Source organism: Desulfosporosinus sp. HMP52 (assembly GCF_000765145.1).
Classification (GTDB): domain Bacteria; phylum Bacillota; class Desulfitobacteriia; order Desulfitobacteriales; family Desulfitobacteriaceae; genus Desulfosporosinus.
Genome location: NZ_JMGA01000020.1, coordinates 109,705 through 133,385, shown reverse-complemented (window position 1 = coordinate 133,385; position 23,681 = coordinate 109,705). Strand labels below are relative to the sequence as shown.

The window sequence follows — 23,681 nt, the reverse complement described above, 5'->3', positions numbered from 1 at the left end:
TTGAGATATCAGGGCTTCCTTAATTATTCACGGAGGACATACCTAGCACTCAGCGCATTTTCCATTGCAGGACTGGTCAATTTCTGTACTCCCAAATAAACTAATGCCTTTAGTTGACATATCTTCAACCGCAACTGTGACCTTATCCAGTTGGGTGAATATACTTCTTGATAAGACTTCTGCCCTGCTATAGGATTCTTGAGCACTTACATGTTGCCCTGCTTTAACTGCCTCAATTCCGATTTGCCCTATTTTATGCAAATCATTATGAATAGCTTCAATTTTATCCCACTCTTCAGCAATGGAACAGTGGGACACTTGAACTGCATGGTAAAAATGTCCGAAAGCGCATTTTGTACCATCTGTCTGCAGCGGATAAATCGTCATATCAGTAACTATTTTTTTCAAGTTGTCCAGCCATTTGGTGTGCGCCTTTTTAGCATCGCTAATAGTAGCAAGAAATTCTTCATTGTTTAAAGCATTACTACTGCCGATTAATGAACTCATCTGCTCCTTAACAATACTAGATATTTCGTCATCAATAATAGCAATTTCTTTAGCTGATTCAGCGCTGGCCAGGGCGTCACTATGAATGATTTGGGTCATCATAGTCAACTCCTCAGCATCACGACTCGATACATCCATAGCCTGGTTAATCTCATTAGTTGCAATTTTTATACCTTCCATTGATTGATTAATAAACTGTACATCTCGGATCGTTGTTTGCAGCATTTCCACATTTTTTTCCATAGTCTCAGTGATAGTTTCAATCTTTAGGCTCATTTTTTCGGTTAAAGACATTGTATTATCCATGCTTTGTTTACCTTCTTGGGCAGCAGTTTGAATGTTTCCAACGAAAGACCTCATACCTTCGAGGCTTCTTTTTGTATCATCAGCCAATTTACGAATTTCTTCAGCCACAACAGAAAAACCACGTCCGTTTTCTCCTGCACGCGCTGCCTCAATCGAGGCGTTAAGCGCAAGTAAATTAGTTTGTTCAGCTATCTCCCCCACCCCGAGGACTATTTCATTCACTCTATTAGCCATTTCAACTAATTGTGCAATTTTTTCTCCCATAATGTTAGCATCGAGCATAACATTGTCTTTCAGTTCATTTACTTCCTTAAGTTGATTTAAACTAACATGATTATTTCGAACAAGATCTTCTGAAGCCTCGGATAACTGGGATAATGTCTGAGATGTTTTTTCTACCGTAGAATTCACCTCACTCATCCCAGCATTAGTTTGTTCTACAACAGCTAGATTTGATTCACTTAATAGGGCCATTTTCTTTGCAAAATCAATAAGCTTATGAGCAATATGCGACATATTTACATCAAAGGTACTTAAAACAGCTGCAATATTCAATAGTTTCTTTGCTGAATTAGCCATTTGACGTTCATTGTTAAATAGTTTTACAAAGTGCCCCACCATCCTCCTATGGATTGGATATTCAAGCTTTGGTTCGACTGCATCAATCCCTTTGAATTTGTCTTCAACATATTTAAAAATAAAATTTGTTTCCTCACAGGGTTGTCTTTTTGAAAAAATATCGAGCACACTTTTCATTGTTTCTATCTCTCCTTTTGTAAGTCTTAGACCACATCTCATAAGCCTTCAGAGTTAGCTTAAATGCAATCAAAATTGGTATGATCTGCCATAGTTTTAAATACTCTAGTTATTCACCATATTTCCTGAAATTCCTTTAAAATTATACTAAAAGTGAATATTTTCTTTTTTGCTTAATATTATAAATGCTAAAAAAGCCGGCAACCCTTGATGAGCAAAGGTTGCCGGCATTACGTGACTTACTTCTTAACTAGTTTGCGTTTTGCAGCAATAATTGTCGCCGGAGAATCTTCCGTCCAAGGAGCTCCTTCATAATTACCCCACACTCCAGATATCTCCCAACCAGCCTCGAGTAAGGCCTTTTTCAAAACAGCACTTGGAATTGGAAACAAAATGTTGACCCCTGAAACGATTTCTTTGGTATCTGGAAATTCAATCTTCATGGAAAAGTCGATTTTCCCATCAGACCTATAATCATAGTAGCGATAAAAGGTAAGATGAGGAGTCTTAATGACAGGAAACTCACGAATTCTCGCAGCCAGCATCCGGTCATAGTTAACTGTTTGCACTAACAGGTGAGTTCCCTTTTTCAAGAACTCAATAAGTACATCCTTTAGCTCAGTTTCTCCTGAAACATGCGCCAAGGTATTTCCTAAACATAGTACACCTGCGAATTCAGTTTCAATTTTGCTTAGATCCCCCATGTCTGCAACTGCAAACGATGCGTCCCCCCCAGACTCCTGAGCCTTCTTCTTGGAAATTCCAATCATCTCTTCGCTTAAATCAACACCAAGCACATGTAAACCCATTCGACTAATTTCTAAAGCAAATGTCCCGGTACCACAGCCAATATCCAAGACTGATTCAAGTTTTTCTTTGGTCACATAATCATGTAAGAATCTCTTCTGCTGTTCCTTCAGTGGAAATATTTCATCATAATGCTCAGATAAAGAGCGATAAAAATCCATCCTTTCAACCTCCTTCTCCCCACTTTACAATATTCTTAGCCACAATGCCAATCCATTAGAGGATTAGATGGATTTTGTGTGTTTGACCATCATCCTTAAGAAGTATGACCGGTTCCTCTAACTCTTTATCATCAAGCACTATTTTCTGGCATCCAAAGGAGCGAGAATTTGGATTTTCCACATTAATCTCATAGTTTGTAGATTCATATTGGTAAGTCATGCTAAATCCCGGCCAACGACTAGGAATACACGGTTTCAAAACTAAAGAATCTCCAAGACGTTTAAAGCCTAATATACCTTCCACTCCAGCCTGATACATCCACCCGGCCGCTCCGGTATACCAGGTCCATCCGCCTCGTCCGACATGGGATTGAGTGGCATAAACATCTGCGGCCATGACATAGGGCTCTACCTTATAGCGATTCACTTCATGTTCTGTTCTAGCATGATGAATAGGATTCAGCATCTGAAAAAGTTCCGTTGCCTTGTCCCCTTCTCCTAAGGTAGTATAGGCTAATATAGCCCAGGCTGCTCCATGAGTGTATTGTCCTCCATTTTCCCTAACGCCGGGAACATATCCTTTTATATAACCGGGATCAGGCAATAGCTTGTCAAAGGGCGGGGTCAAAAGGAGAAGTAAGCCATCTTCCTTTCGCCATAAATAATGTTCTAGGGCTAACATAGCATCCTGAGTACGAGTAGCCCTGGCTGCTCCTGATAGTACAGACCACGACTGGGCTAGTGCATCAATTTGGCATTCAGAATTCTGAGACGATCCTAAGGGGGTACCATCGTCGAAATAGGCACGTCTGTACCATCCTCCATCCCAACCATGCTGTTCAATATTGTTGAGGAGCTCTTCCGCTACCTTACGGTAGCGGTTTCCACGTTCTTGATCTTGACGTAAATCACAAAGGTCTGCAAAGCGAGTCAAAGTAATATATAAGAACCAGCCCAGCCAAACACTTTCCCCTTTCCCCTTGTGTCCTATCCGACTAAAGCCATCATTCCAATCCCCAGAGCCGATAAGGGGTAAACCATGCTCACCAAACTTTAACCCTCTCTCAATAGCACGCAGACAATGCTCGTACACAGTGCCCTGCTCCTCTGAAACAGTTGGAATCGAATAGCGTTCATCTTCACCATCTTTTAATGGTTCATCTTCTAAAAACTCAGTTACCTCATCTAAAACGCTAGTATCCCCAGTTCGATCGATATAGTGGATAGTCACAAATGGTAACCACAGCAAATCATCGGAAAACTTAGTACGTATTCCCTTCCCTTTTTCCGCATGCCACCAGTGTTGCACATCTCCTTCTCTAAATTGATGTTTGCAATGAATAAGAATCTGTTGTCGTGTAACGGATGAATTCGTATATACCAGAGCCATCACATCCTGAAGCTGATCCCTGAAGCCATAGGCCCCTCCCGATTGATAAAAAGCTGAACGTGCCCATAAACGACATACTACCGTTTGATAAAGCAGCCATCTGTTTAAAAGCAAATTCATAGACAGTTCTGGAGTCTGGACCTGAATGTTGCCTAAAACTCTGTCCCAATAGCGCTTAACCTCGGTAAAGGCATCACTAATCTTCTCAGGTTGATGATAAAATTTGATAATCTCTTCCGCCTCATGGTTACTCTCCGTTTCACCTATTAGAATAGTTACCGTCTTAGTCTCACCAGGCCTTATTGATAGTTCAAGCCTCATTGCTGTACAAGGATCAAGCCCTGCTCCAATTGTTCCAGAGAATGAATCCAGTTTTAAGCCAATCGGATCTTCCAAACTTCCGTTACGCCCAATAAATTCAGACCGATCTCCGGTATAACTTGTAACCTCAGCGCCAAGTACCGTCACAAATCCAATCCGTCCCATATATTCTTCTTGATAGGTGTTTCTGACATAGAACGTCTGGATTTCTTGGTTATACTCAGTCACTAAATAGGGGGCTGTATGATCACGCACAACTCCCATAACCCACTCCACATAATGAGTTGCACTTAGTTTCATTTCACCATCTCTAATATTTTCAAGAGTTAGTTCAACGATCTTAACCGGCTTATCTATGGGGACGAAAAGATTCAAAGTTTGCTTCAAACCTCGGCTGCAATGCTCAAAAATCGAGTATCCTTGCCCATGACGAATTTTGTAGACACCGCTATCTCGTTTAGGGCTGGCTGTAACAGACCAAGATTCCCCAGACTCTCCATCTGTGAGAAAAAGAGCCTCACCTACAGGGTCAAGAATCGGGTCATTTGACCAAGGAGTAAGCTTGTATTCACGACTATTCCTCGACCAAGTATATCCAGCTCCCACTTCAGATACTTGAAAGCCAAAGCTTGAATTTGCGATAACATTAATCCACGGTAAGGGAGTATTGATATCGTCTTGTAACTCGATAATATATTCCTTCCCATCTTCACTAAAACCACCGTATCCGTTGGCAAAATTCAGTGGAGTACCTATTCCCTCAGTCCCATCTCGGTATTTACTAAGAATTCCTTGATTCTTTAATTCAGATAGTTCGTTAGTCTCATAAGACACTTTCATAGATTCCTTAACAGTGAGCTTAGCCTTTTTACGTACTTGGGCAGAGCAGGAGCCTCCCTCGCCATTAAAGGTTATACGGGCTACCGTACAGAGTAAATTGAGATCCTCTCCTTTAACAAGATCTTTTTGTAGGAGAAAGACACCTCCTGGTTGATTCAGAAGATCTCTGGCATGTCCCATGGAGACAAAATCACGCAATGTATCTTGAAAAGCCTGTACATATCCGCTTTCATCCTCATTCAGAATTACGAGATCGGTCAAAAGCCCTTTTAACCTCCAGTATTCATGAATTGTTAGGATTCTTCGTAACAAGTCCAAATGCTCCGCACTAGAGACTCTAACAAGTACTACCGGAAGATCACCAGAAATCGCATATGGCCATAAAGCTGATTGCCCTCTGCGGTTTTGTTTGATACATTCTTCAAATTCTCTGCGACAAGGACTCAAATATATTAAATGTCCGCCAAGGCTTAAAGCTTCATTAGCCTGAGCTGATGTCAGATTTAAATGCCGTAGTTCCATCTTACTGTGGGTCCAGGCTAACTCAAATGCTCTATTTACTGAGAGAGGATCTCGATATTTCTCTGCAATGCGGTTTATTTCTTCACGGCTCTCTGCGTAGCCAATCGAAAAGGAGACTCTGACGGTTTGACCTGGTGAGATCTTTACCCGCTGACGCAGGCTCATGATAGGGTCAAGAACTGCTCCAACCGTGTTGGATAAAGGGTGATTGGCATCCATCGCTCGAGGTCTCGCCATACTTCTGCCCCGTCCAAGGAAGCGCGAGCGATCTGTTTCAAATTGCAAAGAGCCTACTTTTTCTCCCTCTGTTGCAACAGTATGCATAAGCCATAATCTGGTTTGGTTTTCACTCCTAGGTCTTCGGGACGCTATTAGCGCATCATTAGCAAATTCAGTTTCAATAAATAGATTGCTAAATGCCGGATGAGCCAGATCATCGTTTTGCCTGGCCAGAACTACCTCAAAATAACTTGTTACCTCAACAGTTCTGTCATGCTCACTATGATTTGTCAAGGAAATACGGCGCATTTCTGCATTGTCTTCAGGGGATACAACAACTTCAGTATGGGTTGTAATATTACCATCCTTCCGACAGTACTCTACTTGATCTGGCGCGTAGGTCACCTTGTAATTTTCGCCTAAGCTTTTACAAGGTTGATAAGCTGCTGACCATACATCTCCCGAATTGAGATTTTGAATATAAAAATAGACGCCCCATGAGTCCCTTGTAACATCCTCTCGCCAGCGCGAAAGGCTAATATTTTTATAACGGCTAAGCCCTGCTCCCGAATTCGTCATCATAACAGAGTACTGGCCATTCGAGATACAATGAGCAATCGGTATAGGACTATTAACATTATTCAAAAGAACAAACTGATTCTTTTCAACATCGTGAGATTTCCCTTGCTTTTGCATAACTTGATACTCATCTTCGGGTTGTGGAATAATTGGTACAAAATTCGGAATCCGTTCTTGGAGTAAGAGCTCTGATGATTGAATTAGTGCTTCGTTGTGTAACCTCTCCTGCATAACATTTTCAAACAGCACATTATCGATTGCTAAGAGACTCATTCCTTGATGATGGGCCATAAAACTTTGGACAACCTTATAAGAACGTCCAACCGGAATACGATCCTTAGTAAAATCAATAGCTTCGTAAAGCCCGTAACGACCGCTAAAACCTTTTTGTTCCATGGCAGAAATGTTAGACACTGCTTCACGAGATGCAACTTGGAGAGCCAAAAAGGTTGCGTATGGCGCTATAACCAGGTCTTGAATCAAACCTCTTTTTAAGCCCAGTCCCGGTACACCAAAGGCTTTGTACTGATAATTCAATTGTGGATCAAAAGCATAGAATCCTGACTCTGAAATACCCCATGGAATACTCCGCTCCTGGCCATACTTCTTTTGAACATTTACAACAGAGTTATAGGTTTCATGGAGAAGAGTTCCCTCATAATCTCGCATCACAAGGAGAGGCATTAGGAATTCAAACATCGTCCCACTCCAGGAAACTAAACTTCGTTTACCTTTAGTTAAGGTTAAAGAACGTCCAAGTTTAAACCAATGGCTGGCTGGCACATCCCCTTTGGCAATTGCAAAAAAGCTTGCCTGGCGTGCTTCAGAAGCTAAGAGATCATAATAAGAATTGTCAAGCTTACTGTCTGTGACTCGATAACCAATTGAAAATAGTTGACGTGATTCATCAAACAAGGGCATAAAATCTGTAGCCAGGGCCATCTTCTCCAGCTTTAGCTGAAGCTCCTTGGAGATTTGAACATAATTAAGCACCTTGCTGAGAGCAGCCTCAATAACCTCTTTATCTTCAGGAATAACACTACCTTTTCTAAGACCTTCAGAATACTGTTTTACCAAACCCTCCATAGTTAAGTTAATCCTAACTTGATTGTCCAGTGTTGATGATTTTTCAAAAGTACCAGAACCAGTTGCCCAGGGACATAATTCTTCTAGTTCAAAACGAAAAGATCTCACCATAGCATCCAGTCGATTAGCCCAATAAAATCCCTCTTTACCCAGATCCTGACCTAGAATATTATCTGGCCATTCTGATAATAGCTTAAGCCATGTATTGAGATTCCAACTTTCTTCAGATGATCTTAATACCTCATCTAAAGCCAGATTAAAGGATTTAAGCTCGTCACAAGCATCTTCGCCTATTGCTTCAAGCAAAAGAACCTGGGTATCCTTAAGTCCTTTTACATATTGCCTGTCGCATAGAGGTCTTTCCAAAAGCTCCGCAAGCCCAGATTTCAGGGTCAATAGGTACATAACAAAGTTGCCACTATCAACAGTTGATATATAGCGAGGTTCTAAAGGGGTTAGAGTCTGTGTATCATACCAATTATAAAGATGCCCTTGCCATTGCTCTAATTTTTCTATAGTTTGAAAGGTATTCTGAATGTTCTCAAGCACCTTCGTTAAGGGAATATAACCAAAATCTCTGGCTGCTAAATTAGTTAATAAAGCTAAGCCTATATTGGTAGGAGAAGTCCTATGAGCTACACCGTTAGGCGGTTCAATTTGAACATTGTCCGGAGGAAGCCAATGATCCTGTTCACAAACAAACTCTTCAAAAAAAGCCCAAATTTTTCGACTGTACCTCCGTAATACAAACTCTTCTGCAAGTGAGAGCGCAGCCTTTTGGGGTTGAATAGGCATACTTAAATAATGGGCAACCCATATTGAGACAAGCCAAACCATCGCAATCGGAATAAAAAGTAGTATTTTAGTTGAATAAAAATAGATTAACAAAACTGCGAGTAAGGCAAAGAGCATAATGGGCCACATCTTATTAGACATAGTTTTAAGATTCGCATCAAGGCGCTTTTCAGCATCCGAAGCAGTTTCCCATTCTAATAGATTACGATGTGAAACAAATTGGCGGTAAAGACTCCTAACAATCGCATCCAACATAATCCAAGTATTATAGGGAAGAAACACGAATTGAACTACAAGCTGTATTACTAAAGTAATCAAGTCATGACTGAGATTACCCTTGTCAGAACGCTCAGTGAATAGTTGACTGAGCAGATATAGAACAACGGGCGAAAATAAGCTTAGAGATACTATTCCAACCCAAATAAGCGGATTTCCTGAAAGAAAAATATAGCCTAGTATTATCAGCAAGAGTAGGGATGGTGCTTCCAAACTTCTTCTTAAATTATCGAGAATTTTCCATCGGGATAAAATTGGCAGGGGCTTAAATAACCAAGGTAACAACTGCCAATCCCCTCTTACCCATCTATGTTGACGACACATAAAGGCGAGGTAATTTGCTGGGTAGCCATCGACAAGTTCCACATCAGAGACTAATCCCGCCCGAGCATAGATCCCTTCAATTAAGTCATGACTTAATATTTTATTATCCGGAAATGATTGATCGGTTACTTGATGGAAGACATTTATATCATAAATTCCTTTTCCAGTAAAAATACCCTCTCCAAACAAGTCCTGATACACGTCTGAAACAGCAGTTGTATATGGATCGACCCCAACTTTACCAGAAAAAATCCGGGCAAATCTTGAAGCATTAGCTTTCAGCACGGATACTCCTACTCGAGGTTGAAGGATTCCGTAACCTTGAACCACCCTTTTTCCATCCGTGCTTAGTCTTGGGGTATGCAAAGGATGAGCGATAGTCCCGATCAACTTTTTGGCAATCCCCCGCGGCAATTGTGTATCTGCATCAAGAGTAATAATATACCGAATAGTTGAAAGTATGGATATTTCTCCGATTTGTACATAGTAGCTGGTTGCACCTGCTTGTCTTAAAAGGCGATTAAACTCTACAAGCTTTCCACGTTTCCGCTCCCATCCCATCCATACGCCTTCCGAGTCATTATAAATCCTTTTTCGATGAAAGAAGAAAAATCGCTCTCTGCCATATTTAGTATTCAATCTCTCAATGGCAGTAGTAGCGGCTGAAATAATTGTACTATCCTCTGGAGTATTCTCGGAAGCAGCATCAGCAAAATCACCAAGCAAGGCAAAATGAATGTTCTCATCACGATTAGCAAGATGATATACTTCTATTTCACTGACAATCTCATTAACTCGATTCGTATTTGTTAATAGAGTAGGAATTACAACCATTGTCCGCAATTCATCAGGGATACTTTCCCCTAACTCTAGTTTTGGTAAGAAAGATGGCCTGAATAGTTCAGAAGATATCCAGTTTAGAAATGGGATGACTAGACTGCTTGACCAAATTAGCAGTCCGAATAGTAGAAAGATAAAGCTCAAGGAGATTGGTGTGTCGTCAAACACATAATTTAGTACTAAAGTCAATATAGTTCCGATCCCAAATAACATACTGCCAAAATAGTAAAGGTTAGGCCTTTTACGTATTTTTTGGCGCACCTTATCCAATATATCCCCTGATTTTCCAAAATCCTCTTCTAATTCTTTCTCAAGGTCATTTCGACCATTACCAAGCAAATAGTATCCGACATGGGCTGCTTCATTATCCTCCTCAGAGCTTGCCTTTTCAGCCTTAGCAAGTATTTTACGAGCCACAACTAACTCCGATACTTTGTAAATTCTAGAAATCTTTTCAACACAGTGACGATAAAAATCTCGAGACTGAAAATCCATGGCTGAATAAATGTTGCTTGGATCCTTTGCAAATAAACTTTCTACTAAACTGACATCTTCAAAAAAACGAGGCCAGTTTTCAGCGTTGACAAAATGAATGCTCAAAATTGCATGGCCCATTGATACTTGATACATGGTTTGTCTCTGACGTTCCAGTTTAGCAAGTTCTTCGATAGTCGTATCTTGTTTTGCTACAGCTTTATCAACCCGTTGTAAAAGGGGACCCACATCAGATCCGATGTCACGGATACGCTTTAGAAGTTGCTCTGCATAAGCAGATGAGTATTCCTCTTGGGGCGTCAGAGTCTTTAAAAGACTACCCCACTCCTCAAATCCGTGCTCAGTTTCTAACAACGGCAATACCCATTGATCTGCAGCATCTCTTTCTTTCTGTGTGTAAATTATTTGTTCTGTGATTCTACGAATGTTTTCCAGCAGAATAATGCGCAGTATGATTGGGATGGCCCAGAGTTCACCACTTGATAAAGGTACTTGAACTTGATAAGCTCTGATAAACGCTTTAAGTGTTTCCCCTTTTATCTGACTATCCGTGTGTTCAACAAGTTCAATCAGCAATCCATAAATTCTTGGATAGCCTTGAAAGTCACCTATGGAATTTATAGGCAATTGACGTTCAAACTTGTCGGGAAGACTATTTTCAATCTCAATTTTTAAGTCTTTTAAACTATAGTAGTTATCCAATAACCATTCGGTAGCAGGTACACTATCTTGCGTTCTTGCAGAATAATCCGAGATATCCCGGTAGGCTTGTTCTAAAAATTTTATATTTTGCTTCACTCTGGGCAGCAGGGAGCCCTTTAAATAGCCAGTCCCCTGATTGGCATTGGATCTTGCAATTTCTTCAGCATGACTCAGCAAGTCTTCGCCATGAAGAACAATATCTTTATAGGGCTTATTCTTGGTTAGTGATCGTGTAAAAAACTTCATTCTCCATCTCCGTCTTGTTTTTTTACATTATTTATGAATTATTCCCATTTCCTTTCACTTCATTCATCCAAGAAGTTTTTAGGCTAACAAAAAAACACTCTTACCAAAAGGCAAGAGTGTTTTTTGTTGTTTACTTATCCAAAACGTTCATTGAATTCTTCGAGAGTTATTAGAACTTGTCGTGGTTTACTTCCTTCGTAACCTCCTACAACCCCTTGTTCTTCTAGCATATCCATTAAGCGGGCAGCCCTGGTATAGCCTAATTTTAATCTGCGCTGAAGGAAAGAGACACTAGCCATACCTGTCCTAATTAATAGTTGACCGGCATCTATAAATAAAGCGTCATCCGGACCATTACCTTCTTCACTTTTGACAGTTGTTTCGGCAAAGAGTCTTTCAGGATCCAAGTACTCAGGTTTCCCCATCCCTTTCCAATGCATTATTACTCTCTGTACTTCGTCATCGGTTACCAAACAACCTTGTACTCGAAGAGCTTTATTTTGACCAAGCGGGGAATAGAGCATATCTCCTCTGCCCAGTAATTTCTCTGCCCCAGTTGCATCGAGTATAGTACGCGAATCAATTTGTGATGAAACAGCAAAAGATATCCGACTAGGAATATTGGCTTTAATAACTCCAGTAATAACATCGACGGATGGACGCTGGGTAGCTATTACCAAATGAATTCCTGCTGCCCTTGCCATTTGAGCTAAACGACAGATCGCTTCCTCCACTTCTCCAGCAGCAACCATCATCAAGTCAGCTAACTCATCAATTATCACTACAACAAAGGGTAATGCCGGTTTAGTTGAAGATTCGCTAAAGTTTAGACGATTATAGCGTTCAATGTCTCGAACTCCTGAAGCAGCAAATAGTTCGTATCTGTTTTCCATTTCTTTAACAATCCATTTCAGGGCACTGGCAGCCTTCTTTGGATCAATAACCACAGGTGCTAAGAGGTGAGGAATACCGTTATATTGACTGAGTTCAACCATTTTGGGATCTACCAGCAACAGCTTAACTTCGTCGGGAGTAGCATTAAACAAAATAGAATTGATGATTGTAGTTATACATACACTTTTCCCTGAACCTGTGGCCCCTGCAACGAGTAAATGAGGCATCTTTATCAAATCAGCGATAATAGGTTGATCTGAAATATCTTTACCTAAGGCGACCTTAAGTTTTGAAGAATGCTGTTTAAAACTTGGGGTTTCTAACACCTCTCTAAAAACTACCGATAAAGCTTGCTTATTGGGAACCTCTATGCCGATTGCAGCTTTTCCCGGGATCGGTGCTTCAATTCGCACGTCGCGAGCAGCCAGAGCAAGAGCAATATCGTCGGACAAATTAACGATTTTGCTAATTTTTACCCCTGGTGCAGGAGCTAGCTCATAACGAGTAATGACAGGACCTCTCGTCACCCGAATTAATTTAGCTTTAACTCCGAAATCAAAGAGTACTTTTTCTAGCTGCATAGAGGTTTCTGTATCTTGGATAATCGTTTTTTCCGGCAAGGGGTCTAGGATATCAAAACCCGGAAACTCCCATTGCTTAAGTTCTTTGACATTAACCTCACACGCCTTTGTAACTTGTTCAATTACCTTTGGTTTCGAGACAGAATCTATCTCTTTATGCTCATAAGTACAATATCCTAAGATAAGCTCAGTCGCAGCAACCTCTGATTGAACATATGTAAGCTCAGAAATTTTATCGTTATAGTTATCCCTATAGTTATTAGTTTCGTTTTTAGTTTCGATTTCAGTTTGTGCTTCATCTTCAGTTACAATTATCAGCTCGGATAATTCCTCCACATTGGATTCTAGTTCGATTTCTAGTTCGTCAGATTGTTGAATTGCTACTCCTTGCTGAATCTCTTCAATATGGCTCTTCTCCACTGTGTCTTCAGAATCAACCGAATCAATTATAAGAGAAGTACAATCTTCTTTATACTGAGCCAAGAACTCTTCTTGTTCAGTTTTAGTCTTAAATATTGGCGAATATTTTTCTCGTTTTTCAGTAGAAATATTGGAATGATTCCCAGATTCATGGCGACTATTTTGAAGACTATTAACACTGGCACTAGCGTCCTTATCAACCTCAGAAAAATAATTATTAAGCCCTTTCAAACTTGTCAAGCCATATTTTTTTGCGGGAAAAACAGATTTTCCTATTCCAAAGTAAGACGGAAAATCTGTCCCCATTTCTTTCATTTCCTCATTCATTAAGTTGTCTTTATCCTTCAGCTCTACCCATTCCGGAGAAGAAAAATATTGATTAAATCCTTTAAGGGATACAATTTTTCCTGCAGGTAGAGGAATGTCCGAAGAGTCTTGTATTGGTTCTAAAATCTTAGGTTTTTTAGAAGGATTTTTCTTGGATTTAGCTGGTTCCATTATTAAATCAGCAATTTTTGCCGTATTAACCCAAAGCAAAAGCCCTATTATAAAGCATATGAAGGGACCAGTCCAGGCTAGACTTCCCATTGTGATTGTGAATAAGTTATCGATATATTTGCCAATGGATAGACCAAAAGCACCTAAGAGCCCTAGAAAGGAAACCGTAAATAAAAGTGCACTTGCTAGTTTAAGCCAAAAAAAATAATTAGTTCTTGATTTCTTTTTTGACATTTCTTCCACCTCCTCCAATTATTCATTATGGTAGATATTCTAGGGGAATGTCAAAGATTTTTTTAAATTAGGATCAATAACTCAGTTGCACACCTTTTTGATTGGGCAAAGGATGGAAAATTTCATGAGATATTTCTCCCTCTAAGGTTAAATAGACATTACCAGTATAGATAAAGTCGCCCTTGGCCCAATAACGCAAATCCAAGAATTCTACAACACACTCTTCATTATCCTTATAGTGGGCAATCACATGATAATACGGTGTAAATTGATTAAATATCTCAGCTAGATTCCCTTCCAAGGCATTAGCAACAGACGGATTATCCCCGTTTACTTTAGGAAGGACACGACAAATTACAGGCACCTGATGGCGAATGGTTCCAAAGCATACCTGCTCTTTTTGGAAAAGCAGAAAATTCCAAGTGAAAGGATGGTACATCGCTGGAATAATCTTTACTTGCTCCTTATCCTCAAGATTATAAGCATTGGCCAAACGATCTCTTATTTCAATCTTACCTAAATACCTAAGTCCTAAATATACAGCACTAAGCAGTATAGCACTGAGTGAAGATGTTCTGGCAATCTCAGGTTTAATAAGTGAGGTTATTAAGGATAAGAATACTAAACCTAGTACCACTGGATCTGTAAGCATAATCATATCGAGGGTTATCTTTTTTCTTGAAAAAGGCCACAAAAGTTCTGCCCCGTAAGAATTCAATAAGTCGAAAATTCCGTGAGACATTGTTCCTATTAATGTCCAAATAAAAATAGTAGACCATGATGTAGTTGGAAAAAGGAAATATAGAGCAGAACTGAGCCCTAACGCAGATGTTGTCAAAGCAATTAGTGAGTGACTGGCACCTCTATGATTTAACAGATAATTCAAGCGGCCTTTTACATGAGCAATAATATCTAAATCCGGGAGGATTGCACCTAACGTGCAGCCTAGAAAAACCGGATCATTAAGCTGTAGGGGATGACCGGATAGACTACTAAATGCGATCCCAATTAATCCATGTGTCAGTGGATCCAGAATAGTTCACCTCATCTTTACTTTGATGCATTTTTAAGGCAGTTTAATATACAGTCATCATTATAGCACGACTAAGCAACGAAAAAACATTGTCTTTTTATTTCTGTAATTCCATTTTATGTTTATAATTTAATAATTGAAGCAAGTTTATCAATCAAACCTTTAGGCTAATATCATTTACTGCAAGGTTTGAGGACAAAACTTTGAGCCCTCATCACACCATAAGTGTTATGAAGGCTCAGAGTTTTGTGATTATCTAGTTGTGTAACTAAGGTTGTTTATTTACTTGAATGTGCGGCTACTTTTATTGAATTATTAACTTCGTGGATTTCCGGAATGTGATGAATAATCTTTTCAGCCCATTCCCTATCTTCATCGGAGTAAACTTCGCCAGTTAAAAAAGCGATCCCGCCTTTAACAAAAGCGCGTATTTGCCCAGAATTTAGACGGTGTTGACCAAGCTTAGAAACTAATTGTTCTGTTAACCACAGATCGTCTCCTTGAGATTGATGCCGAGTATAAATCTCGCTAACTACTGCCTTCACTCCAGACACCTTATAGGCGGTCTCAACCGCCCATTCCATTGCTTCCTGAGTATCGACAAGACCGGTTAGGGTAATTAATCCATTACGGGCCTCAGTCTTAATCTCATGGGCATCTACCCAAGGTGACTCAACAAAAGCTGTTTCAACACGGTTGACTAATGTAGCATCGTCGACAGCTTTTTCTAAAAACTGAATTTCACTTCGAATTTCTTTAACTCCTCTAATTTGTGAAGCCAGACGTTTGGCAAATCGCTCGGCACTTTGATTATCTAAATGTCCCAGTAAAGTAACAATACCCCGGCTAACTCGGCACCCTAAACGTGCAATATCCTCATAGTTAGACCCTTGGAAACGTTCAATAATGTCTCTTTCAATATCCTTATCCAGGATCTTCCCGTCATTGGCTACTGTCAGCGAATTATCCAGTTCTTTAATCCCAGCAATCCTTGCTATTCTGCTTCCAAAAAAATCTTTTTCTACAAGGCTGTCTACTGTTCCCCAGATTGTCGCTCGATCCCCTTTTACCTCAACATGTATACCTTGAGCGCTCTCTCCGAAATGAGTCTGAATAAGTTTTTTAATATCCTGCAGGATGTCTTGTTCAGAACGTGAATTTCGCATAAATCTCCCTCCACCATGAAAAGTGTTTCTGCTTTGATAGAGGGTATTTTATCCCAAGACTTCTCCTTTTAACCAAAAGCAATGGGATTGTTAAGATTTACAATTTGAAAAGTCTGCGGCTAGTTCTTCTAACCGATGTAATTGATCTCTTAAACCTAGGACAATTAATAGATCTCCCTGGTATATTTCATCCCCCGCACTAGGATTACTGATTACTTGATTTTCTCGTAATATAGCTAGTACAATTGCACCTGTTTGTTGTTTAATTCCACTTGTTAGTAAGGTTCTACCAACTAAACAGGATCCTTCATCAATTTTCAATTCTACCATTTCCATTTCGATATTATGGTCATGAATAACTGTTTCCAGATACTCTATACTAATAGGCTTTAATATGGACATGGCCATCCTCCAACCACTTAAGGTCGCAGGAGAAATGACTTTATCAGCCCCTGCACGAAGCAGCTTTTTTTCAGACTCCGGCTGATCCATACGTGCTACCACATTAATATTAGGGTTTAGCCCTTTGGCCGTCAAAGTGACAAAGACATTTAGAGAATCCTCCGGAAGAGCAGAGATAAGTCCCTTAGCCTTGCTTATGGCGGCTTTATTCAGGGTTTCATCATGGGTTGCATCATTATTGATAACTAAAAAGCCTTCAGCAATAAGTTCGTTAGCCAGCTCTTCCTTTTGTTCTATTACAACACATTGGGCACCTTCTTTACGAAGGCGATAAACAACTTGCCTGCCAACACGTCCCGCTCCGCAAACGATAACATGATCTTCTAGTTCTTCTATTTTTTTGTTCATCTTTCTTCTCCAATATACTCCAGCCAACTGACCCTCAATTAGAAAGGCCATTAATTGTCCAGCAAAATACAACATAGCACCGGCTCCACTCAGCATCAGGAATATTAAAAAGATATGCCCTGCTTCGGTTTGAGCCTGAATGTCTCCGAATCCCACCGTAGTTACTGTCTGAACCGTAAGATAGATAGCCCTTGATATAGTAAGATGCTCTGTAATTACTAGCCCAGCTGTGCCTATGATTATTGTAACAAGTAAAGCGATAAAGGCTATCCAAACCCTTCTAACCACGATTTGCACCTCTTCTGTTAAGTCAAGCATTACATATTCTATTAGTCTTAAATTGTTAAGTAATCTCTTAGTTTAAGGATATTTTCATAGGGTATATCTATTTGTCCTAATTGTACATACCCTGAAGGTCCATGATAATCACTTCCACCGGTTGCTATGATTGCATTTTTTTCAGCAACCTCCGTGTAATATTGAATCAGCACCGTTTGTCTTTCCCAATATCCATAATATACTTCAAGTCCTATTGGGCGATAGGCCAATAACGAAAACACTATTTGGGGATCCCAGAGTAGTCCTGGATGGGCTATAACGGGTAGTCCTCCACAAGAGAATATTAAATCTACAGCATCCTCGAAAGCATGGTTTAAATAGGGTAAATGCGCTACTCCTCCCGGACGAAAGTGTGCTGCTATCTCTCGCCAGTTCTTAGAAGAGTTGCCATCTTCCTGGTGATACATAGCTCTCATGATATGTCCTTTTGTAACGGCACCATCGGCACCGACTTCTTTCTCAACATCTTGCCATTTTAGGGATATTCCATTGCTAACTAAACAATCAACCATATCATGGGCTAAACTAGTGCGCTGTGCTCGGATCTCTTTTAAACGCCCTTGGAGAAGTGGATGATTAACATTATTAAAATACCCCAGAAGGTGAACCTCATGACCTCTGTAGCTTGTTAATAATTCTACTCCAGGGATGATTTTGATATTTAATTCTTCAGCAAGTTTCTCAGCCTTGCTGACGGCTTGCGTGCTTTCATGGTCCGTAATTGCTATAGTTTGAACATTATTAGCATGAGCAAGGCTAATGACCTCTTCTACTGAAAGCAAGCCATCAGACTCATGAGTATGAATGTGTAAATCGGACCTCAAGTACATCCCTCCCTCAAATTGTATTTGCTTTCGTAAAATATATTATAGTATGCCTATTCTTGTTTTTCTTCAAAAATCCTGCCTACTTGTTCTATATTTAATTAATATATCTTGAAAAAAATCCGAAACGTATTGACACTTTTAACTTTTTCCGATATAATTCATTTCGTTGCAAAAAATATAGGGGATTAGTTTAATGGTAGAACAGCGGTCTCCAAAACCGTCAGTGGGAGTTCGACTCTCTCATCCCCTGCCACAAAAAAAAAGATTGACACCGCAAGTGATTGCGGTGTTTTTTAATTGCCATCACACATGTCAATGTTCAATTGGATCCCAGTTGAACTGACACATCCCAGGACATGCTGAATAGAATATACAAACCTCTCATTCTTATGCGACTCTAAATGAGGGGGTGAACTGAATGCTTTTAGGATTCTTAGGTGTTTTAGTAGCTTTATTAATAATAATCGCTCTATTATTGGTAATAATCAAAAAACTCTAAGTAGCTTAGCCACAAAGTATAGCCTGGGTTTAACCCGGGCTATCAGTCTAAACCATTTAACACAAATTTTGTAAATATCGGGTCAAAAAGCTCAACCTAAAAATAATTAGGCTGAGCTTTACATTTATTTATTTTAGTCTAGTTTACACTCAATTAAGTTTGATTCTCCACTTAAAATAGAGAGCTTAGGTTCGAGTAAATTTTTCTCTATTTCTAAGGCTGAGGGGGGCTCTTCGAGAGCTGCTTTTTTTATATTTTCCGTAGCCACTGCGAGCATAAGTTTAATTCGATTAAGTTGATTGACTTCACTTGCTCCCGGGTCATAATCAATGGCCGCAATGTTGGCCTTCGGGTAGGAGCGTCTAATTTCTCTGATCATGCCTTTGCCGGTAATATGATTGGGCAAGCAAGCAAAGGGTTGTAAACAAACGATATTGTTTACCCCACTGCGAATCAATTCAACCATCTCTCCTGTCAGGAACCATCCTTCACCACACTGATTGGCTAACGAAAGGTGTTTTTCAGCGTACTTAGCAATTTCTTCGATTGGCTTTGGAGGTTCAAAACGTTTGCTGGCTTTAAGCGCCTTCTTCATAACTTTTCGATAAGATTCAATTCGATTCACCGAAAAATAACCTGAAACCATCTGCCAAAAGCTGCCCGATAATTGCTGATATTTTATTCGGTTATCAAAGGCACCATATAATAGAAAGTCCGTTAAGTCGGGAACTACAGCCTCAGCTCCTTCAGCTTCCAACAATTCTATAATATTGTTATTGGCTGTCGGGTGAAACTTAACCAATATTTCACCTACAACACCAACCTTCGGCTTGACCAGGTCCTCATATAGTTCTAAACCATCAAAATCTGCCACAATTTGACGGATGTTCTCGGAGTGTTCTTTGCTATTTCCATTTTTTAGAGATTCTTGACACCGCTTAACCCAATAGTCATACAAGAGATTTGCAGAGCCCGGAAATTTTTCATAAGGACGCACCCTATATAATACCCTCATCAATAAATCTCCGTAAACTAGTCCTCGCATAATCCTATTAAACATTGGAATAGTAAATTTGAACCCCGGATTCGTTTCTAGGCCGGATGAATTTCCTGTATTCAAGGCTATGACTGGGACATGTTCCATGTTCGCATCTTTTAAGGCTTTTCGGATAAAGGAAATATAGTTTGTAGCTCGACAGCCTCCACCCGTTTGAGTCATGATCACCGAAGTGTTGTTTATATCATAGTCTCCGGATTTTAAGGCCTTCATTAACTGACCTACTACAATAATGGCTGGGTAACAAGCGTCATTATGAACATACCTTAAGCCTTCATCAACTGCTGATTTATCGACAGAGGGCAAAAACTCTATGCTATACCCAGAATCTTCAAAGGCCGTCTTAAAGAATTGAAAATGAATAGGCGACATTTGGGGGGCTAAAATAGTGTGTGTCTTTTTCATCTCTTTTGTAAAGACAGCTCTCTTAGGATATTGATGAAGTTTTTTAGGAATGAATTTCCTTTTATCACGTTCTTTAATTGCCGCGATTAACGAGCGCAAACGAATCCTCGCTGCTCCCAGATTATTAATCTCATCAATTTTGAGGACTGTATAAATTTTTCCGTAGGCTTCAAGAATTTCTTTTATCTGATCTGTCGTCACGGCATCTAGTCCACAACCGAATGAGTTTAGCTGAATTAATTCTAAATCTTTTTGCTGAGCTACATAACTTGCTGCATTATATTCTCTGGAATGATAGACCCACTGATCAACAACCCGTAATGGCCTTTCAACGTTACCCAAGTGTTGAATTGAATCTTCAGATAGAACTGCAAAACCATAAGAACTTATCATCTCGGGTATGCCGTGATTTATTTCAGGATCAATGTGATAAGGTCTGCCAACGAGAACAATCCCTTTGATCTTGTTTTCCCGAATATAATTTATAGTTTCTTCACCTTTTAACCTGACATCCTCTTTGTATCGATCTAATTCTGCATAGGCTTTATTAAGAGCTCGAGTAAATTCGGACTTGGGTATTCCCTCAGGTTCTAATTCTACAGAGAGTCGTTTTAGCATTCTGCTGGGCATATCTAATGGTAAGAAAGGATGATAAAAGGTCACCTGTTGCTCTCTCAGACTGTCCATATTAGCATTAATAGTTTCCGGATAAGAGGTAACTATCGGACAATTATAGTGATTGTCTGCCTCTGGATCTTCCTTTCGAGCATAAGGGATACAAGGATAGAATATCTTATTAATCCCTTTTTTAATTAAATCTATTATATGGCCATGGGCAATCTTAGCTGGGTAACAAGCAGAATCAGAAGGAATGGTATCCATCCCCATTTCATAAATCTTATTGGAAGACCGACCAGAAAGGAGAACACGATACCCTAATTCTGTGAAAAAGGTGAACCAAAATGGATAATCCTCATAAATGTTTAAAACTCTGGGAATTCCAATAGTTCCCCTCGTTGCTTCTTCATTGGTTAAAGGTTTATATTTAAAAATTCTTTGGTATTTGTACTCGTAAAGATTAGGAATATCACTTTTGCTAAGGTCTTTTCCCAATCCTCTTTCGCAGCGATTTCCTGATATATATTCATTTCCACCAGAAAAGTGTTTGATGCTTATCAAGCAGTTGTTTCCACATAATCCGCAACGTTTCATTGTGGTCTTTGTCGTGAAGTTCAACAAGTCATGCCCCTGAACCAGAGTCGTTTGACAGCCAAGCTCATGTTGATCTCTAGCGATTAAAGCGGCCCCAAAGGCTCCCATAATCCCAGCAATATCCGGTCTGACAACTTCCCTTTTAGCAATTATTTCAAGGGCCCTGAGGACAGCGTCGTTATAGAATGTTCCTCCCTGGACAACAATTTTCTGCCCCATTTCTTCTACACTTCGCAACCGGATAACTTTAAATAAGGCATTCTTGATGACTGAAATGGATATTCCTGCAGAAATATCACTAATTTCAGCACCTTCCTTTTGCGCTTGCTTTACTTTAGAGTTCATGAAAACTGTACAACGTGTTCCAAGATCCACCGGATGCCTGGATTTCTCACTTAATTGAGCAAATTCCTTAACGTCCATATTCAAGGAGTTTGCAAATGTTTCTACAAACGAACCACAGCCTGAAGAGCACGCTTCATTCAAGGTAATTGACTCAATGACTCCCTCTCGGATAACCAAACTCTTCATATCCTGTCCACCAATGTCAAGAACAAACTCTACTCCCGGTTGAAAAAAGTTTGCTGCTGTGTAATGGGCGACTGTTTCGATCTCTCCGATATCCACTCCGAGAGCTGCTTTAATAAGATGTTCCCCATAGCCAGTAACAGCGGAGTTTAGGATTTTTACACCACTGTGTAGTTTAGTGTATAAGCCTTTCAAAGCCTCTATGGTAGACTCTAAGGGTTTACCCATATTACTTCCGTAATAGGAATATAATAAGCTTCCTTCTTCATCGATAAGGGCAAGCTTAGTAGTTGTTGAGCCCGCATCAATACCCAGATAAGCAGATCCATGATAACTGTCTATAGCCACTCTTGGTACCTTATGCTCATCATGCCTCTTCTTGAAAGCATCATACTCTTCCTTAGTCGCAAATAGAATGTCTAATTCCTGGTTTTCGGAATTGTCGATTTTAAGTATTTCAGGTACTCTGCTAAACAAACTATTAACGGTGAAAGGCACCATTTCACTCGATGATAATGCTGCACCTATGGCCACAAAAAACTGGGAATTATCCGGCAATATAACATTATTTCCTTCTAGTTTAAGGGTGTCAATAAAGCGATTTCTTAGCTCTGACATAAAGTGCAAAGGCCCACCTAATAGGGCGACATTTCCACTAATGGGGCGTCCCTGGGCAAGTCCGCTTATGGTTTGGTTTACAACAGCTTGAAGAACAGAAACAGCAATGTCCTCCTTGGCGGCTCCTTCATTTAGTAAAGGCTGTATGTCTGTCTTGGCAAACACACCACACCTGGAAGCAATTGGATAAATGTGATGATAGTTTTTGGCAAGTTCATTCAATCCGGGTGCATCAGTCTGTAATAAAGATGCCATCTGATCAATAAAAGCCCCAGTACCTCCAGCACAGGTGCCATTCATCCTTTGCTCGATAGAATCTCCCAAAAAGGTTATCTTGGCATCCTCACCGCCAAGTTCAATAGCTGTGTCCGTGTTTGGAATTACAACTTTGATTGCATTCGTACAGGCAATTACTTCCTGGATAAAGGGCTTTTCTAGTTTTTGAGAAATATTATACCCGCCTGATCCTGTGACCATTAGGGTTAGTAAATGTCCATTTACAACACTTTTTGCATCTTCCAGTACGGTTATAACTGTGTTTCGGATATTGGAAAAATGCCGTAAATATCTCTTATAAAGAATGTTTTTATGATTATCTAAAACAACTATCTTAACAGTTGTAGAGCCAACATCCAAACCAATATTCAAAACTTTACTCATTCTCTTCCTCCACAATTTATGGTGAACATTCTAGTTAATAGTGTGCGTGCGACCTCATTACTTTTGAAGGCTTATGCCCTTTGTAAATATTTTAACATAATTTGAAATGCATGTCTGAAGATCCGTGTTAAATGTAAGCTTGCTCATTACTAATGATGTGAAAAATAAGCCAAAGTTAGTTGCTAAAAAGCTAACGGCTAAGGTTTCCGGGTTCTCAACTATGACACCTCTATTCCGCATTTCTTCGAAATAACTGCGCAATAGATTCTTAAACTCACTTGGAAACTTCAATAACATTTTTTCAAATTGAGGATTAAATTCATCATTCTTTAAGTGCATCAAGATGATTTTTTGGTTTTTCTTTAATACATCTTGGTAGGAAGAACATATATTGAATAGGTCTCGTTCTAAATTCCATTCTAGGTTTTCAAAAAGAGCAATAAATTTCGGGGTAAAAACAAATCTATCAAATGCTCTTTCAAATAAATTATGCTTGTTTTCGAAGTGTCTAAAGAGGGTCATTTCACTAACGCCTGCTTCTTTGGCAATTTCTTTAGTGGTTACAGCAGTATAGCCTTTTTGTGAGAAGAGGACAATTGCAGCATCAATTATTTTATCTTCAGTAGTACACATAGTGTCCTCCAATCAATGTAGTATAATGTTAGTTCTTACTAACATGTGTATTTTATCATTCTTCTAAAATAACTTCAATCCATCATCATGATGGA

At 39.7% G+C, this 23,681-nt stretch carries 10 protein-coding genes and 1 tRNA gene; 1 reads left to right on the top strand and 10 read right to left on the bottom strand.

Annotated features, from left to right (window positions below; translation table 11 throughout):
* Positions 1-42: 42 nt before the first annotated feature.
* The 8 genes from DP73_RS09160 to DP73_RS09125 all read right to left on the bottom strand — a co-directional run bounded on the left by DP73_RS09160 (position 43) and on the right by DP73_RS09125 (position 17,971).
* Positions 43-1,569: a methyl-accepting chemotaxis protein gene (locus DP73_RS09160; RefSeq protein ID WP_034599017.1), complete on the bottom strand. Its 1,527-nt coding sequence runs from the start codon at positions 1,567-1,569 to the stop codon at positions 43-45.
* A 239-nt stretch (positions 1,570-1,808) separates the two neighbouring features.
* The gene (locus DP73_RS09155; protein WP_034599015.1) at positions 1,809-2,537 is read right to left on the bottom strand and encodes a class I SAM-dependent methyltransferase; all 729 of its coding nucleotides are present in this window, start codon (positions 2,535-2,537) and stop codon (positions 1,809-1,811) included.
* Between the two features lie 55 nt (positions 2,538-2,592).
* Positions 2,593-11,172, bottom strand: a complete 8,580-nt coding sequence (locus tag DP73_RS09150; RefSeq protein ID WP_034599014.1) for a glucoamylase family protein — start codon at positions 11,170-11,172, stop codon at positions 2,593-2,595.
* A 134-nt stretch (positions 11,173-11,306) separates the two neighbouring features.
* A complete protein-coding gene (locus DP73_RS09145) occupies positions 11,307-13,799 on the bottom strand; it encodes a DNA translocase FtsK (protein WP_034599012.1) in 2,493 nt (830 codons plus the stop codon).
* Between the two features lie 73 nt (positions 13,800-13,872).
* Positions 13,873-14,835, bottom strand: a complete 963-nt coding sequence (locus DP73_RS09140; protein ID WP_034599011.1) for a metal-dependent hydrolase — start codon at positions 14,833-14,835, stop codon at positions 13,873-13,875.
* Positions 14,836-15,110: 275 nt separating this feature from the next.
* Positions 15,111-15,998, bottom strand: coding sequence for a BON domain-containing protein (locus DP73_RS09135; RefSeq protein ID WP_034599010.1), 888 nt, complete (start codon positions 15,996-15,998; stop codon positions 15,111-15,113).
* Positions 15,999-16,088: 90 nt separating this feature from the next.
* Positions 16,089-17,096, bottom strand: a complete 1,008-nt coding sequence (locus tag DP73_RS09130) for a potassium channel protein (RefSeq protein WP_034599008.1) — start codon at positions 17,094-17,096, stop codon at positions 16,089-16,091.
* 47 nt (positions 17,097-17,143) lie between these two features.
* Positions 17,144-17,971 (bottom strand): PHP domain-containing protein, encoded by an 828-nt coding sequence (locus DP73_RS09125; RefSeq protein WP_128751397.1) that lies wholly within the window; start codon positions 17,969-17,971, stop codon positions 17,144-17,146.
* 182 nt (positions 17,972-18,153) lie between these two features.
* Here DP73_RS09125 and DP73_RS09120 point away from each other — a divergent pair.
* A tRNA-Trp gene (locus tag DP73_RS09120) sits at positions 18,154-18,227 on the top strand.
* 379 nt (positions 18,228-18,606) lie between these two features.
* On the opposite strand, the gene DP73_RS09115 is transcribed toward DP73_RS09120, so the two are convergent.
* Together DP73_RS09115 and DP73_RS09110 are read right to left on the bottom strand one after the other, a co-directional pair.
* The gene (locus DP73_RS09115; RefSeq protein WP_034599004.1) at positions 18,607-22,953 is read right to left on the bottom strand and encodes a 2-hydroxyacyl-CoA dehydratase; all 4,347 of its coding nucleotides are present in this window, start codon (positions 22,951-22,953) and stop codon (positions 18,607-18,609) included.
* A gap of 57 nt (positions 22,954-23,010) precedes the next feature.
* On the bottom strand, positions 23,011-23,586 hold the full coding sequence (locus DP73_RS09110; RefSeq protein ID WP_034599003.1) for a TetR/AcrR family transcriptional regulator: 576 nt from the start codon (positions 23,584-23,586) through the stop codon (positions 23,011-23,013).
* Positions 23,587-23,681: the final 95 nt, after the last annotated feature.